An 18,250-nucleotide genomic window follows, 5' to 3' on the forward strand; every position below is an offset into this window, starting at 1 on the left:
TATGGCTAATAGAAAGAAAACTAAAATTGCAGCAATGGCTGATATACATACAAAAATCACGGATAAAGGAATATTGAGAAATGCCTTCGAAGAAATAAATGAAAATGCAGATGTGCTTGTCATATGTGGTGACTTAACCGATACTGGGGATGAAGAAGAAGCGCAAATATTGGGCGAAGGACTCGAAGTGCTGCGTATTCCTGTGATTGGTGTTCTGGGAAATCACGATTACGAAAAAGGACGGCAAAAAGTAATTAAGCAAATACTATCAGAACATAAGATGACAATATTAGATGGTGAATCTATTGTCGTACAGGATGTAGCCTTTGCTGGAGTAAAAGGATTTGGTGGAGGCTTTGAACATTATATGTTGTCTTTATTCGGAGAAGATATGATGAAACAATTTGTTCACGAGGCAGTTAATGAATCTTTGCAATTGGATCGAGCCCTTACGCGATTAGAACAGGAATGTCCCGATTTGCCCAAAGTGGTGTTAATGCATTATGCACCTATAAAAGATACCATCATCGGCGAACCAGAACAGCTTTTCCCATTTTTAGGATCATCACATTTAGCTGAACCATTAACCCGTAGGCAGGTATCACTCGCTTTTCATGGCCATGCACATGCCGGCACGCACAAGGGACAAACAACTAGTAAAATTCCTATATACAATGTTGCGCTACCAGTATTAAGGAAAATAAATAAGGAGCAACATTATATTATTGTAGAAGTATAACTAAAAACCGTAATTAAGCTGTAGGATTATAAAGTAGAGAGGTATTCACCTAAGCTTATCTTAGTAGGTATGTTTAATTTTTTTCTAAGACGATAACGGTGTATTTCAACACCTCTTACAGAGATACTTTGTAATTGAGCAATTTGTTTAGTCGAAAAATTGAGCCTTAAATAAGCACAAACTTTCAAGTCATTACGAGAGAGTTCAGGATGCTTTTGTTTTAACCTACTGAAGAAACCATCATTTAGTTCATCAAAATGCGATGCAAACTGATCCCAATGGGTAGTATTGTTTTCTACATCCTTAAGTAGAGATGTGATACGACTTAAATCGGTATCCTGATCGATATGGGCAAATTTCGAAAGCTCCACACGTAATTTTGTAAGCGCACCAGAATTTTCCATAAGCTGCATACTTGTGCTTGCAAGTTCTTTGGTTTTAGCCAATACTTCATGTTCCAATTTCTCATTCTGTAGCTTTACAATTTCTTTTTCATTTTTATCCACCTCTAATTGATGAATATATCGAAGTTGTTCCATTTCTTTTTCATACTTGAGTTGCTGATTTTCCCACGCTCTTTTTTGCATGTTATACGCGTAATAAATGACTAGTATAAGCAGTAAAAAATAGAACAGATAAGCCCAAATGGACTTATACCAAGGTGGCAATATGCGAAAATGAAAGGAGCTAATTTCTGATTCTTGATTGAGGTTATTTTTAACTTTTATCTTGAAGTTATATATCCCACTCGGAAGATTTGTATAATCCTTTTCTGTATTACTAGACCAAGGAGACCATGTCTTGTCGTAACCTTCCAACCAAAAACTATAGGACACATGTTCATAAATTCCAAAATTGGGCGACGAAAACTCAAAATGAAATGAGTTGTACATGGAATTCAATACAATAAGGTCCTTCTCTGTAGTCCCTCCATGTAGTACGCTATCTTGATTTCCTATGGCAACTATAGAAGAAATTAACGCTTTAGGACGCGATCTTTCCTTCATATACTTTTGAAAATTTACATGCAAAATACCTTTTTCAGATCCGATGTACACATTTTGATCATCGTAAGCATATATATTTTCAAATCCAGAGGTATGCATACCTTCTATTTCTGGGAAATAGATTATTTCATATTTCTTTGTATCATAATCCAGTTTAGCTACACCAACTTTTTTCTCACTACAAAACCAAATGTTCCCTTTTCGGTCTTCCATCAGGTATTTTACTGGAATATTATTGAAAACATCTAGACGCGAGGATGCATAAAACCTACCTTGTGCATCATCATATTCATAAAGACCATTTTGGGTAGCGAATACAATTCCTTGCCCAATTTTATATACATAATTTTGATAGCTAGACGGTAATCCTTCCTTTTGTGTAAAAAGCTTGGTGTCGTAATTGGTTTGAGCCTCGTTTACTTTAATCTGGTATATTCCACGGTAAGGATGAGAAGCCCAAATATATTTATCATCCAATTCTAAGAAACGAAATGAGTCAAATGTTCCTTTCAATTTCCGAATCAAACTGAATTTATTTCCATCATACCCAAGCAAATCAAGTCCATGATATGTACCCACCAAACTATATTTGATGGGATAAACCGCAGATAATGGCAATGTAAGCCAAGAGCCTACACCGTTAATTATTGGATTTATTTTATCTTCATTGATTTCTAGTATGCCTGTATTATGGGTTAACAACAAATGTCCATTCAATTCATTTAAGCGCCATGCCTCTCCACCATCGCTACCGTTTACCAATTGAAATTTTCCAGGTGATTGACTTTGATCAGTAATATTCTTATTTAACATCGCCCTATACACACCATTGGATGAAGACAAATAAAGACTATTATCAAATACACGAGTTGAATACCCAGTGACATCGTATTCAATGTTTGGACGAAGGTAGCGTATACCAGCTCCATAACTTATTACTGCGATAGCGTTATCTATAGCGGCCCAAATATTTTGTTGATTGTCAACAAATACAGTCGAAACATTTTTATTTGATAAGCCTTCAGTAACACCGATTTGTTCTAAGAATTTACCTTCACGTAAGGTTCGAATCATACACCCATCCGTAGCAGTAGCGAATACATATGTATAGTCATCAATCTTCGCAAATGAAGGGGTGTATAAGGTATGACTTGGTGAAGCCGAATGCGGTGTCAGATTCTTGTTGTGTAGTAAAAATGATTTGTTGTTCTGCAAAAATACTAGCGTACTATCTTTTGTAATATCCAATATTCCAGCGATTTTGGCCTTTTGAAAATGTGTTGCTTTGGCCACATTAATCCATTGGTTATTCTCAAAAGACAATAAACCGTTTTCTCGTTCTTGTGCATACAATTTGCCTGATACATGGTCCATATATTCCCACTCCACTGATGCAGGATACACTTTTATTTTATTGGACTGGAAACAGAAAATATAATTGGATGACATAAAGTAAATGCCATTTTCATATTCTACCGTATACCAGACATCCGCAAACTGTCGATAGGCTTCAGGAATTAGCGAATAAAGTGATGTATATTGGAGTCCAGTCTGTTTGGTTTGTTCAAAATACCCAAATTCTCCTTGACCACCGACATAGATTCGATCTTTGTCAGCAATGTATATTGAGCGAACTATTGTCTGATTGGGTAATTTGTATTGTTTCCAATATTTTCCATCAAAAGTCAACAGACCTTCATTATTACCAAAATACATTATTCCTTTGCTATCTTGACGGATATCATAAGTGCGACTCCCACCCTGAAAAACAGACTTTCCATAATTATTTACAAGCGGAGCACCTAATGGATTTTGAGCCATAACAGTACCAAAACCTAGAAAAAATAAACAGAATACAAGTAGGTTTAATCGATTCATGATGTAAGCAATAGGCTAATGATGTATTGTTGAAGTAGGCTAAATATAGCTAATTTAATGCAAACAAGCGTACATGATGTATAAATGATGTAGTATAAGACTAGGTTTTAACTTACCATTGCACCTAATTTTGAGCAACTGAATTATAAACCAATTTTCTACACTTTTAATTTTAGCGTGCATGAAAAACAAATTACTGAGCTATGCCTTAGTTATTACAATGTCTTTTATACCTGGAATCATTCTAGCACAAACAAAGACTATAACGGGCAAGATTTACAATGAACAGGGAGCCGCCATTGCAGCAGCGACCATACGTGTTAAAAACACAAACACTAGTGGAACAAGTAGTACAGATAACGGAACCTACACCCTCCAAGTTTCAGAATCAGCAGATTCATTAATTGTTTCTGCAATAGGCTATTCAACCAATACTGTCGCTATCCGTGGCAATGTGATTGATATACAATTACTCGTGAGCAGTGCTCAAAATTTAGATGAAGTCATTGTCGTTGGGTATGGTACGCAGCGTAAAGGAGATCTGACTGCGCCTATTGCAACCGTCGATATGCAGGAAGTATTGAAAAGAACAGTGTCCTCTCCTATGGATGCATTGCAAGGAAGTGTAACAGGATTACAAATTGTGAGTGCAGGCGCTCCCGGATCTACACCTACGGTTCGTATTCGTGGTGTAGGATCTTTTAATAACGAAAGCCCGCTTTATGTCGTTGATGGAATGTTTATGGATAATATTAATTTCCTTAATCCCAATGACATCGCTGATATATCCGTATTAAAAGATGCTTCGGGTGCAGCTATTTATGGTGTGCGTGCTGCAAATGGTGTGATTATCGTCACAACTAAGAAAGGTACGTTGAATATGAAAACAAAAGTTAGCTACACGGGCTATGCAGGTTTTCAATCAGCCACCAACTTACTCAAAATGGCAAATGGAGAACAGTATGCAAAATACGCGACTGCTGTGGGTAATCAAGCTATAGTAGACAACTCCATCACAAAATTTGGCGGGCAGAATGGCGTTCCAACCACCAATACCGATTGGTACAACGAGTTATTACGTTCAAACGCATTAATTCAAAACCACAATATCGAAGTCCAAGGCGGTAGTGATAAGATTACATATTCCTTCGGTATGAATTATGTGGATCAAGATGGAATCATGGATGCGAAGAATTACGATAGAAAATATAATATCCGTACCCAAACAGAAGCACGAGTAGCATCGTGGTTGAAGATTGGATTCACTGCACATTTAAATAATTTCAATGCTTTCTCCCCAAATAGTACGGCTTTCAGACAGGCTTACTTTGCTTCGCCACTTTACCCGTCCCATGATCCAAATTTAGAATTAGCAGATCCAGTAAAGTTTGGTTCTAGCACTAGTCTAGGAATGACGTCTGGCTTTTGGTTTAATAACCCATTGGCTACGGCATATTACAACCATAATGCGACTAAAGGCATACAAATATTGCCAAGCGCGTACATAGAAGCTCAATTTTTAGAAAACAAACTAACTTTTAGGTCGCAATTAAGTCAACGCTACCAGTCCACACATAATATTCAATACAGCCCGGTATACTATATCGATAATGATCAGCGTAACCAACGGTCTTATTTACGTTCTGGACAAGGTAGAAATAGCAATTATATAGTAGATAATTTGTTGACTTACAAAGATGGCGCGGACAAACATCATTGGACTATCTTGCTAGGTCAATCTACACGTGAAGAGCGTTGGCGCGATACCTGGGTATCGGCGAATGATGTTCCGCAGGCTGAAGAATTTTGGTATGTAGGACAAGGTGCGCAAGGTATTGGATCGGCAACTGGGTATGGTGAAGGAGGACTTCGTAATGCTGGCGTATCTTTCTTCACAAGAGGGACTTATGATTACGACAATAAATATTTATTGACAGCTACATTCCGTGCAGATGGTAGTTCCAAATACCAAACTAAGTGGGGCTATTTTCCTTCCGTAGGTCTAGGTTGGGTAATAAACCGTGAGAAGTTCATGGAAGATCAATCCCTATTTGATCTATTGAAAATAAGAGGAAGCTGGGGGCTGTTGGGTAATGATGGTATTCAACCCAATGCTGGCTATGGTATCGTGAATTCAGGTAATAATTTCTCCGGTATATTTGGTAGTACGGGATCAGCAAACGGTGTCCGTGAACCAGGTTATCGTGTAGGTAGATTCTTCACACAAGTACGTTGGGAAGTCGTGGAAGAATGGGATGCAGGTCTTGACTTTGCCTTATTAAATAATCGTCTTGAAGGTACTGTAGATTACTACTACCGCCAGACCAATGACCTTGCTTTCAGCCGCCCTATTCCATTTATGTGGGATCGCGTCTATGGAAACTGGGGATCTGTTGCAAACAGCGGCTGGGAAGTTTCGTTAAATTGGAAAGATCAAGTTGGACAGTTCGCCTATAAATTAGGAGCAAATGCGACTACATTAAACAATAAAGTACTTGATATTGGTGCATTAGCTAATATTCAAAATGGATTCCCTGAATGGAGTGCTGAATTTCCAACACGTATAGTGCCAAATGAACCAATAAATTATTACTACGGTTATGAAGTTGCAGGGGTTTATCAAAATCAAGCTGAAATAGCAGCAGACCCAATCGCAAGCGCATACAATGAAGCGAACCCTGGTGCGCCAATTCAACCCGGTTATTTGCGCTACAAAGATCAGAATAGCAATGGCGAATTGGATGAAGCAGACCGTATTAACCTCGGAAACTACCTACCTAAATTAACGTATGGCTTCAACATTGGAATGTCGTATCAAAAATTTGATTTGAGTGTTGCCTTACAAGGTGTTGCTGGAAATAAAATCCACAACCTAAACCGTGCTATGCGTAGAAAATATCCACAAATGAATGCGGATGCAGCTTTTATGGATAACCTGTGGACGGCAGAAGGTTCTACAAACGAATATCCATCGGCGCAAGGTTCTGTAGCATCTTGGAATCTACAAGCAAGTTCTTTCTTTGTAGAAAGCGGCGCATATTTACGTATTCAAAATATACAGTTAGGTTACAACTTTAATTTGAATACTATTCCTGTTCGTGTATTCGCTACTGCGGATCGTCCTGCGATATTCACACGCTATAATGGATTTACACCAGAAGTGTCAGGAATGGGCTTTGATACGAATGTATACCCTATTGCATCCACCTACAGTTTCGGTTTTAACGTGACATTCTAGGCTATTTTAAGAAATAATTAAGAAGAAATTTATGAAAGCTTTAAAATATATACTACTCAGCAGCTGCATAGGACTAGTAAGTCTACATACGAGTTGCGAAAAGTTTTTAGATAAACCGTTGGAAAATCAACAGCGTTCCGAAGAAATTGACTATACCAATCTAGCATACATGTACGCACCTGTATCTGGTGTGTACAGGTCTGCAGCAGATGACAATCTTGTACATTGGATTGACCTTTCTATACGTGCTATGCGTGATGATGATTACCAACAAGGTGCGCCTAATCCAAACGATAACCCCGAATTGATGGGAATCAAAAACTTTCAAAGTGATGTGACCATTCAATCGTATTGGGGACTTAATCAATCCTGGATCAGTTATTACAGCTTAGCTATTGCAGCGAATAATGCTTTGATGGAATTGGATGAGTTTGAAAAGAATATTCCGTCAGGTAATGCAGAACAATTAAAACTCAACAAACAGTACAAAGCTGAAGTACGTTTCTTACGCGCTTATGCACACCTTTTAGCATCACGCATTTTTGGTGACGTCCCTATTCTATCCGACAGTGGAGATATTGCACGACTGACGACCATAGGCAAGAGTACAATGGCTGAAGTCCGTGAATTTATCATCAATGAGATGAATGATTGTATTGCTGATTTAGAAGATGTACGTCCAAACCAGTCCAAACATACCGGTGCTGTGACAAAATATTCTGCTTTATTGTTGAAAGCAAAGGCTGCAACAGATTTAGCGAAAAATGACAATGCAAGTCCGTATTGGGATCAAGTGTTAGAGGCTACCGATCAGATAATTCAAAGTGGAAAGTTTTCGCTTTATACGGATTTATACAACTTATTCAAAAAGCCAGGAAAATTAAGCAATGAATCCTTATTCGAGTTACAATATTCTGATTTTGGTGTAGGTACAGGAGATATCGTGCGCCCAGGTGTTGACTGGGGGACTTTCTTCAGGTGGCAAGGACCATCGGGTAATCAACGTGGTAGCGCGATATCCGGCGCAGGCTGGATTCCTCCTTCACAGAATATCGTAGATTTCTTGACGACCAGAGGTGATGCATTGCGATTAAAAACGACCATCTTAACATATGGCGCGACAGAAGACACCTTTGTGGAGACTCCAGATGGCGACAAAATCTACGGCAATCCTTTCGGAATAAAATACTTCAATGGTAAGGCTTATATGCCCGCCAATCAAATGACAGAAGGAAGATTAGAATATGGAGCAAATAACAATGTACGCATATTGCGTTATGCTGATGCCCTTTTGTTGAATGCTGAAGCACGTGTACGCAAAGGTCAAAATGGTGACACACCGTTTAATCTCGTACGCACAAGAGCTAATATGTCTACTATCACTGGTGTCACCTTGGATCAAATATTGGATGAACGCCGAGCAGAGTTTGCATGTGAATGGTGGGGAGAGCGTTTTAATGACTTGGTACGTACAGGCCGTGCACAGCAAGTGTTTGGTTCTAAATTTACACCAGGAAAAAGCGAATTCGTGCCTATTCCGCAAACACAAATTGACGCCAACTCTAATTTCAAATAAGCGTATTCTCTAACACAAACAATACTATTAATTTATAGGGATTGCTATACATATAATTAGTTTAGCAATCCCTTCCTTCCACAGCGTAAAGTATCACACTAATGCTTAAATTTATAATCCAATTACATACGTATCTAAATTGTTTCTCATGACTGTAAACAAAATACATCTTCTCATTTTTACTATTTTAGTATTTGTCACACAGGTATTTGCACAGAAACCTATTCCTGTCAAAATTGAAAAAACTAAAGATGGTTTTCAATTAATACGAAATGGTGAACCTTATTTCATAAAAGGTGCTGGTGGTACAAGCTACATCGAGAAACTAAAAGAATATGGTGGCAATTCAATCCGCACGTGGAGCAGCACGAATGCTCAAGCAATCCTTGATGAAGCGCATCGCTTGGGACTTACCGTCACGCTTGGACTCAGTACCGCTACAGAAAGACATGGTTTTAATTATGACGATGCCGACGCAGTCAAAAGCCAATTGGAAAGATTGCGTGAAGAGGTTATAAAATATAAAGACCACCCTGCGTTACTGGCATGGGGAATTGGCAATGAATTGAATCTACATTACAGCAATACAAAAGTATGGGATGCGGTAGAAGATATTGCCAAGATGATAAAGTCCGAAGACAAGAATCATTTAGTCACAACTATGTTAGCTGGTATAAATCAAAAAGAAATTGATCTGATAAAGTCTAAATGCCCTTCACTTGATTTGATAGCTGTGCAAGTGTATGGAGGATTGGCAGGTGTACCAGAGCAGATACGCAAGGTTGGTTGGGATAAAGCATATATAGTGACGGAATGGGGACCTACAGGCCATTGGGAAGGTCCACAGACACCATGGAAAGCCAGCATTGAGGAAACTAGTAAAGAAAAAGCTGCGGTTTACAAAAGTCGTTACCAAGCATCTATCGCGTCAGACAAAAGCTGCTTGGGGTCATACGTCTTTTTATGGGGCCAAAAGCAAGAGCGTACACCTACCTGGTATGGTTTGTTTACCGAAGATGGCTTAGAAAACGAAGTTGTAGATGTGATGCAATATTTGTGGACAGGCAATTGGCCAAGCAACAGAGCACCACGATTGGATTCTTTACGTTTAGACGGCAAGCAAGCAACTGACTATATCTATCTTAGATCGGGAGAAAAGTATACTACACAGGTATTTGTTGAAGATCCCGACAACGACAAAATGAATGTACGCTGGGAAATTCTTCACGAAAGTACAGATCTGAAAGAAGGCGGTGATCGTGAAAGCAGACCTGATCGTGTAGACGGCATCTTGACAGAAGTTTCCTTTGGTAAGGCGACCATCATAGCACCAACAAAAGCTGGAGCTTATCGCATTTTTGTTTATGTCACCGACGGCAATAATCACGTAGCTACAGCCAATATTCCGTTTTACGTTACGGCATCAACCAATGCAATTCCAGTATCTTCTTCAGTAAAATACACATTTGAAACTACCCCTTCTTGGGCGGATGAATTTAATTATACCGGATTACCCGATCCCACCAAATGGTCTTATGATGTAGGCTCCTTGTATAACGGTTGGGGCAATAATGAACTGCAATACTATACCCAAGCAAATCCTAAAAATGTATTTGTAAAAGACGGTAAACTAAAAATTACAGCGCTAAAGCAAAAAAAAGATGGTCTAGAATATACCTCTACACGTTTGGTAAGTAAATCTAAAGGTGATTTTGTATATGGACGATTTGAAGCAAGAGCTAAAGTCCCTAAAGGTAGAGGCACTTGGCCCGCTATATGGATGCTGCCTACAGAATCAAAATACGGTGGTTGGCCTAATTCTGGAGAGATTGATATCCTAGAACATGTCGGCTATGATATGGACGTCGTTCATATCTCTGTGCATACCAAAGCGTATCACCATTCAATACAAACACAAAAAACATCAACCAAGAAAATACAAAACGCTTCCGAGCAATTCCACTTGTATCGCATTGACTGGACTCCTGACTACATCAAAGGCTTTGTCGATGACGTAGAAATTTTTCATTTCGAAAATGAAATGAAATCTTACCTCGAATGGCCTTTTGACCAAAAGTTTCACTGGCTTATCAATCTCGCGGTTGGCGGTTTTTGGGGTGGGCTTAAAGGAATTGATGAAAAGATATTTCCTGCATCATTCGAAGTCGACTACGTACGTGTGTATGATTTAATTGAGGTTGATTAATATAAATGAAATGTCTAGCCCAAAACAGAAATTCTGCATTTGGGCTTCTTGTTTTTAATCACTTTGCTAAAAGCATGAATTCTTTAGTTCAGTTATGATCTCTGTCATGCAGTAATCCCCATACTTAATCTGCAATATTAAACACCTCACCTACCAAGTCATCTTCACTCAAATAATCTATAGCAAATTGTATCAACAACATTGATGGCTCCATATCCAGGGTGGGATCCAACTAATCAAACTCACTAAGATGCGCACACAAATTATCTATACGCTCTGGAAACCATTCCACATTTTCGTTCGACAATTTATTGTTCGAAGTCAATAAATTATATCCCTTTGATTTCAGGTATCTCAGATTCTTATGGTTTAGTTTTTCGAATCGCATAATATGTAATAAATAAGTAATCAGTTCGCACAGTGATTTTCCCTCCTATAGATTGTATGCTAATGAACAGCCTTAATAATATTTAGGTTCACAAAAAGACAACGAGATTTAATTTAGGAGCTCCTCGATGGAATAATTCTCATATAATCGAATAATCCGTGTTTGAAATTAAAAGACCTTTAAAATCTGGGACGAAGAGCTACTTGCGCTTTAGCGAGACTACACTTTCATTCCGAACAAAGGAGGAATCTCTCCCTAATATACATTAATCATCGATTATAATGTCTTATCGAACACTAGGAGAAATCTAAAAATAGACTATTCCTACGTTCATCAAGAGCTGTAAATCCTCTAATCAATACCCCGTCATTGTGTAGAGACGCGACTGGCAATCTATAATTATAATGCTAGGTATTAATCAATATGCCGTATTATTCTTGGACATAGTAAATCCATCCCACATCAGTTTGAAAAGTAATTCCTATCTTTCTTTTGACCACCTCTCTTAGATGATCAATATCGATACTGCTTAAATATAAATCCATAAGTACTCCCTCTCTCATGCCATATATACTAGATGGGATTCTCTTGAATTTAGTACCATTTAATATGATTCTGTTGATACTTTTCAACCCTATTAGTGGTTCAGGAAATGTGGTGAATTGTGTATATCCAAAATCTATTTTCTCTAGTTTATCTAAGTTAGCGAATGATACGGGTAATGTATTTAATTTTGAAAACGTAGCCCTAACCTCTTTCAAGTTTTTTAAATTACCAAATGACGCAGGTAGAATAGTGATGGCGGAACTACTCAAATCAATATATTCAAGCGCCGACAGACCTCCAATGCTTTCAGGCAATTTTGTTAGCGATGGGGATACGCTTAAAAACCTAAGTTTCTTTAAATTTGATATTTCCTCTGGAAGAGCTGTGTAAGTACCTCCTAATGTCAAAGATTCAAGTTGACTAAGATTACCAAATGAGGCAGGAATACTTTGCAATGTACCACTTGAAATTGTCAAGAAATTTAATGAAGGCAATCCCCCAATACTTTCTGGCAAATTGTATAAGTGATTCGTAGTAATTTCAAAATGATTTAATTTTTTAAGATTACCAATTTTCGAAGGTAAATCAATACGTCGGATATCTTGATCTTGAAATATTAATCTAAGGAAGTTAATATTACTACAAGCAGATAATGTTTCGGGTATATATGATTTTTTAACGATTAATTCTAAAAACTCTAAATTTTTAAGGTTACCAATATTATCTGGAATATCTGTAACCATACTACTTAGATGTTTAAGGTTTTTTAAACCACCTAGTGTTCCGTTGAAGTCAACCATACCTACATAGCGAATGCTACAATTTTCTAATGACTCCAGTTTTGCAAAAGAGCTTGGTAGTTTGAATGTATAGTTTTCGAGTACACGCGCAGGGCTTATAATAAGTGTTTTTAATTTCTTTAAGTTACCAATGTTATCAGGCATGACTAAAAATTCACCGTTATGATCCATGTCTAAATACTCAAGATTATGATAGTGATCTCCCAAAACCTTAGGTATTTGACCTACAGACGACCCTCCTAATATAAGTTTACGTAAGTGTTTTAGTGCTCTTATTGATGGAAATTGATTTTCATGCTCTAATATCCATGCAGTACCACTAGCCTGAAGATTCAATTCTACTACGCGCCCTTGGTTATCTTCTACCACACGGGAATTGCCACGACGCGTTTGCAATTCTTCTAATGCCTCATCCTCCTGATATTCACCTGTAGTAACTTGTTTTGTAAAGACAAAATCTTTACCCGCATATCTTACAGTGTATGTTGCTATGTAAGTAGTGTGCGAAAATCCATGAAGTTGAATACTTGGCTTATTTTCATCAGGCTCAGACACACCATCATGATATCGACTCCAAATATATCCATAGGGTTTATCAAATGACCATTTCCCCCTGTATTTGGGATCTACCTGAAAATGTCTGATTGTCTGAAAATGTGAAGGAGTTGTCTCCACTATCTCCAGAGACAATGTTGGTATTTTAACATCTATAGTAGTCGAATTATTAGATCCTCCACCTCCCTTGACGGTCCATTCTAGACGGTAGCTCTCTCCAGGAATACCCACAAATTTGCTGAATGGATTTGTTACATCTTCAAAATATACATACTCTTCCATTACCTCTCCGCTGATTATCTTCCACGTTCCAGATTCGTTGGGCTGCAGCGCTCGTGCTTGGAGTTGGATAGTAAAATCACTCACTATCTCTGGCGCATGAACGGAGGTGTTGTAATCCTTTTTTAAAATATCCTCATATTCAGTCTTTTTACATGAAATTACAATACACAACGAAACAATAGCTAATAGCAAATAATAGAATCTTCTAGGCATGGGACTTATTGTGTTGTGAAATTATAAACATCTGAAACCACGATTCTATTTACCATATCTTCAACCGTTATTTGGTAGTAGTATTTTTGTTTTGCTGATAATGGATTCAAAAAAACTTTACAACCATAATTTTGATCTAATACCGCTGTATAGATTTGCCCGTTCTGTGTAATTCTATTAAAAGAATTTAGACTGTTGCTTAATCGAACGGTTACTTTTTTGTACTCGAATGCTGCCAATTTGAAATTAATAATATACTGTCCATCTTGATATTCAATGCGATTACTCAGATTTACAAAAGCATCTACCTCACGTACAATTTTCTCTGGCTTGCATGATAAGAAGAGCAGCAGAAAAACTATGATATATTTTGATGGTTCAAGAAACTTAATTGAATGTAATTTCATATACCCCTCCAGATGTTGAATTGCGATCAGCGAATAAATAATATTTTCCTTTATGTTTTACTATATCATTTAAAGAATAATTTGAAAGGGGTGTGCGCATAAATACTTGCTCAAACGAATACGTGTTCACATCAAAAAACACATGATAATTAAGATCAAAAGATAAAAGTAACTTATTATCGTATTCCATGATATGTTTTGGCATATAAGAGAATGGTGAATACTCATCCCCCACCATCAGCACTTCTTCAAATTCAAAGTTTGAGGAATTAACTTTATAATACGCTAAAGTCTTACCTATCACATAACCTTGCACCACTAAATCTTTTAATGCAAATGCATATAGCTCCCCTTTTACTGAAATAAATTTGTAACTTGACAGTGCTTTTGAGAATGTTGTCAAATCTTCAAACGCATCGGTTGCCGGATTATAACGAGCAATATAGTTTTCTACCCTAGGTATAGGCATAGTAGGCTGCCCATTCACGAAATCACTAATTGTATACGCTTGATAAACTGTACTATTATGGATAAACATAGTACCATGCTCATAATCATGTGCTGTAGGCCACTTATGTTTTCCGTAATAATATACTTTAAATTCTTTTTTCTTTAAATCAAATGATTGAGAGTAGATCTCATTCCCATCATTATGTTGATTTGGTAAAATATGACTATAAGGAAGGTTCTGAAAAAATATCTTGTCACCCATTACCTTACTCTGATCAGCTAATGTACCAATATAATAAGGGATTTCTACCATTCGTTCAAAACTGTTATTATTCTCATTGAAGGTAGAAACATAATTACCATCAAAATTGTAAAACTGATTATTTACGGACACAAAATACCGACTTATTATATTTGTTTTCTTTGCGTGTATCTCCCTCTTTATTCCCTCATAACGAAAATCTACAATTTTTCTTAATAATTCCTGGTTTTCAAATCCGATAATTATGGTTTGTTTACTATCATAGCCAATGGTATACCTCCCTGACACCGTTATTTTAAATTTACCAGTACTCTGTCTAACAGGATATGATTTGTGAAGTTCTACGCTATTTAAATATATTTGCAAATCTTTCAAGTTTACATTCTGCAAATGCTCACCTTCAAAACTTACTTGAAATTCACCCATGTCTCCATATTTGACTTGCTCTGTATTCCAGTCAATTGAGAATCCTTTAGGAAATTCTGTCGTAGTAGTAGCTTCCAAAATATTATTGGATAGATAAACGACTCCATCCATTACATAGTAAGCCTGAATTATATAAATCGTGGATGGTACTAAGTTATTTAATTCTACATAGAATTTACCATCCTGACGAATAGCTTTTACAGAATGTGATTGATTGGGTTTATTTTTTTCATAATACTTGACACCCGTTTCTGTGTAGCCATAATTAGATAGTTTATAATCTAATCCTATTCTATTATCACGCACAAGCTGTATCTCTTCATCTTGTATCTCAGGAATTAGTTTTACAAGTTCTGTTTTACAACCGACCAATAATAACGTAATAAACAAACTAACGATATATAATCCTCTACAATGTACCATTCTCTCGTGTTCTTATGTAGACAAAATTGTTATTTTCGTAGGTATACGTAGTGGCGTAATGTAAAAACACATTAAACGATCCATTACTATTTTGAGTCAATGCACTAATAGCATACATTGGTAGTTTATCATATGTTAGCAGGTTAATCCTATTCATATTTTTATCATAGGTATTGATATAGGAAGTAAAGTTGATTTTAAAGCCTTGGATTATACCATATAGTATAATATTTCCATTTTTATCAAAGAAGCCAGAGGTAGGCTGAAACTCCGAGTAACTTTCATTCTTTAAATGCAATTGACCTTCTGTCGAAAATTTAAAATACCGTAAAGAATAACTGTAGTAGTTTTTACCAAATAAGTATAAATTATCTTCCTTATCGATCAAAATAAAATTCATGCCGTAACCAAAGTGTTCATATTCACCATTTAGCGATCCATCAAATTTAAACTCTTTTATAAACTTTCCTTCTGGGTCTGCTTTATGCACAGTAATTGTATTTGACTCATTCGCAAAAATGTAATACATATTACCTTTACTATCTGTTACAATTGACTTTATTACACCATTGAACTCTCGGGTATCTCTTTTCCACAAGAGACCAAGGGATTGGAAGTCTACTTTCAATAATTTATAATTGCTAGTACCTATAATCAACTCATTAGTAGAACTAGTATACTTGACAGAAGAAATGTTTTCGTGCTCATCAAACACGGATACCAAATCTTTAATCTCAACATGTTGACCATTATTAATGTTGATCTTCCATAGAACCTTGCCACTTACGATTACTGCTTGATTCAAAGTCTCGTTAACGGCGAGAGCTGCACTAGAAAAATCCACTGGATAATTATTAGTTGAAAGTAATCTGTACCACAGTACATTTCCCAATCTATCTAAACGAAATGCAATGAACTTAAATGATTCATAAGCATACCGACTGGGATGCTGTAATAATCGAATGATGATATGTCCTTCATCTTTTAGTTTGCTGACTGGGGAAAATCCTGTTAAAGATGTATTTTCGAATATCTGAAATTCTTTATAGAATGTATCTGAAGTGACTGTTTCCTGTGGTAATGTTTTGGTATTTGTGATGATTTGAATTTTCTTGTCTGTTTGTGATTTAGCGACCACCTTTATCTCATAGTCAGTTCCCTCTTCTAGATGGATAAATGTATATTTATGCGAAGTCACCCCACTCACCATCAGACGATTATTCAAGTACAAATCGTATTCTATCTTTTTAAAGGCAGAACTTATAACAGGAGTCCATTCAAATTCAATAAAATCCATCCCTGCACTATTAATTTGGATAGTAGAGTTTTGCAATTGTTCAGTTTCCTCTTTATACTCATCGCCCCTTTCGACTATTTCTTTTTTTGTACAATTGAAAAATAAAGTAAGAAAGAGAAAGGATGTAATTAATTTAAAAAAGTGCGGTTTTATATCAAGTAGTATTTTCAACTGTTATTAAGGGTTTTAATTGTAGTTAAGCTAGTTGATTCAAAAGTAATTAATTTCTATAGATAAATAAAAAATACCTCAAAATAATAGCAATAGCTTATGCTATGACAAAGCTATACCAAAAACTTTCATTTACTATTATCCTCAATGTCAGAACTTAACATTAACCATAGCACAAGAAAAGCCCTCGGATATTTAGCTTCGTTGAGCTAATAGATTCGGTTTGGCGTAAAGAAATCAACGTCATAATAGCATAAAGCAGATTAAAAATTGGAAAAGGCTTAAAACTTACAAAGATGTACTCGTATTTAAAATTTAAACTGTCATTCTGACCAAAGAAGGAATCTCTCCCCAATCAAAATTAACCATAGATTAAAGTTAATTTCGACAATAGGATAAATCTAAAAACACCTTGTATTGTCCTCTAAGGCCGGACAGGCATCATAGTTTCCTTCGAAGATTGCTTTGCAATTTTGACTACTAAAGTATTCAAAACTCATACGCTGTACCGTTTCGGCACAATGGCTCACTTTTCCTGCTATTGTCGATCCGTTAAGACGATATTTAAGTGTTTTTAAGGATTATACTTGAATTTAAAATTTACTCTGACATTCCGACAAAAGGACGAATCTCTACATTAAATACATTATAAGCACCTGCTAAAAGAAACGGCTCAAATATGTTTAGCGGTAAAGAGAAGATTTTAGCTAAAATATCCAAGCCTTGACTGTTATGGATATGTGTTTACTTTTGGTATCCATTAGCTCGGCTTTAAGCCTTCGGTTTGCATACTTTTGTCCTCAAGGAAAAAATAATGAGCCACTCGCTGCTTGAGCGAGATTAAAAAATTTAAAATCTTTTGCCTTTTGTCATTCTGACGACAGGAAGAATCTAAACAGAATTGATGTATGTTATTATATTCTTATTTCTTTTCCTATGTCCGCTATGCCCGAAACTAAAACATTAACATTTATAAATCCATCCCACATGCATTGCCCATGCTAATACAATAGTCAATAACATTTCTACTAATTAAAATAACCAATCAGTAACTTTAAAGTTCTGGGGCTTATAATTCTTGTAGCTCATCGTCTGTCCAATTCAATAAATCCTGCAAAACATATACGGGGCTTCCCTTCTCATCCAGTTGCTCAATATAATCTACTATCTCGCCATCTACTTTAATAGCAACACCTTCTTTCAAAACATGAAAATCGCTATTGATCAATTCTTGAATTTCTTCTCTTGTCATAATTGTTCTATGTATTATGCAAAGAACAAGAAGAGTATTATTTTAGTTTAGTGTTATAAATATATAGCTTACACTTTTGGTGCAGGCTATATATTTTTTGTTTATAAAAATTATTATTTTAGAGAATTAAATAT

General features: G+C 36.4%; 10 protein-coding genes. 4 read left to right on the forward strand and 6 right to left on the reverse strand.

The features are described from left to right. The first annotated feature begins 1 nt into the window (after window position 1). Entirely contained in the window at window positions 2–739 is a 738-nt protein-coding gene (locus GOQ17_RS08595) for a metallophosphoesterase family protein (RefSeq protein WP_159636922.1), read from the forward strand. Window positions 740–765: 26 nt separating this feature from the next. Here GOQ17_RS08595 and GOQ17_RS08600 read toward each other — a convergent pair whose 3' ends face one another. Then, window positions 766–3,624, reverse strand: a complete 2,859-nt coding sequence (locus GOQ17_RS08600) for a helix-turn-helix and ligand-binding sensor domain-containing protein (protein WP_159636923.1) — start codon at window positions 3,622–3,624, stop codon at window positions 766–768. Between the two features lie 181 nt (window positions 3,625–3,805). Between GOQ17_RS08600 and GOQ17_RS08605 the strand changes: the two genes are divergently transcribed. The 3 genes from GOQ17_RS08605 to GOQ17_RS16210 all read left to right on the forward strand — a co-directional run bounded on the left by GOQ17_RS08605 (window position 3,806) and on the right by GOQ17_RS16210 (window position 10,644). Beyond that, the gene (locus GOQ17_RS08605; RefSeq protein WP_159636924.1) at window positions 3,806–6,862 is read left to right on the forward strand and encodes a SusC/RagA family TonB-linked outer membrane protein; all 3,057 of its coding nucleotides are present in this window, start codon (window positions 3,806–3,808) and stop codon (window positions 6,860–6,862) included. 31 nt (window positions 6,863–6,893) lie between these two features. After that, window positions 6,894–8,438 (forward strand): RagB/SusD family nutrient uptake outer membrane protein, encoded by a 1,545-nt coding sequence (locus tag GOQ17_RS08610; RefSeq protein ID WP_159636925.1) that lies wholly within the window; start codon window positions 6,894–6,896, stop codon window positions 8,436–8,438. 148 nt (window positions 8,439–8,586) lie between these two features. Then, the gene (locus GOQ17_RS16210) at window positions 8,587–10,644 is read left to right on the forward strand and encodes a glycoside hydrolase family 16 protein (RefSeq protein ID WP_201288589.1); all 2,058 of its coding nucleotides are present in this window, start codon (window positions 8,587–8,589) and stop codon (window positions 10,642–10,644) included. 819 nt (window positions 10,645–11,463) lie between these two features. On the opposite strand, the gene GOQ17_RS08625 is transcribed toward GOQ17_RS16210, so the two are convergent. From GOQ17_RS08625 to GOQ17_RS08645, 5 genes are all read right to left on the reverse strand, one after another. Further along, window positions 11,464–13,428, reverse strand: coding sequence for a leucine-rich repeat domain-containing protein (locus GOQ17_RS08625; RefSeq protein ID WP_159636927.1), 1,965 nt, complete (start codon window positions 13,426–13,428; stop codon window positions 11,464–11,466). Between the two features lie 5 nt (window positions 13,429–13,433). Continuing rightward, window positions 13,434–13,835: a hypothetical protein gene (locus GOQ17_RS08630; RefSeq protein WP_159636928.1), complete on the reverse strand. Its 402-nt coding sequence runs from the start codon at window positions 13,833–13,835 to the stop codon at window positions 13,434–13,436. Then, a complete protein-coding gene (locus tag GOQ17_RS08635) occupies window positions 13,816–15,396 on the reverse strand; it encodes a hypothetical protein (protein WP_159636929.1) in 1,581 nt (526 codons plus the stop codon). Before GOQ17_RS08635 ends, GOQ17_RS08630 begins: the two co-directional genes overlap by 20 nt. Further along, the gene (locus GOQ17_RS08640) at window positions 15,383–16,693 is read right to left on the reverse strand and encodes an NHL repeat-containing protein (protein ID WP_159636930.1); all 1,311 of its coding nucleotides are present in this window, start codon (window positions 16,691–16,693) and stop codon (window positions 15,383–15,385) included. Before GOQ17_RS08640 ends, GOQ17_RS08635 begins: the two co-directional genes overlap by 14 nt. Before the next feature lie 1,240 nt (window positions 16,694–17,933). Next, window positions 17,934–18,116 carry a hypothetical protein gene (locus GOQ17_RS08645; protein WP_159636931.1) on the reverse strand — a complete coding sequence of 61 codons (183 nt, stop codon included), beginning with the start codon at window positions 18,114–18,116 and terminating at the stop codon, window positions 17,934–17,936. Between the last annotated feature and the right edge of the window lie 134 nt (window positions 18,117–18,250).

Origin of the sequence: Sphingobacterium composti (genome assembly GCF_009829075.1) — a bacterium.
Classification (GTDB): Bacteria; Bacteroidota; Bacteroidia; order Sphingobacteriales; family Sphingobacteriaceae; genus Sphingobacterium; species Sphingobacterium composti.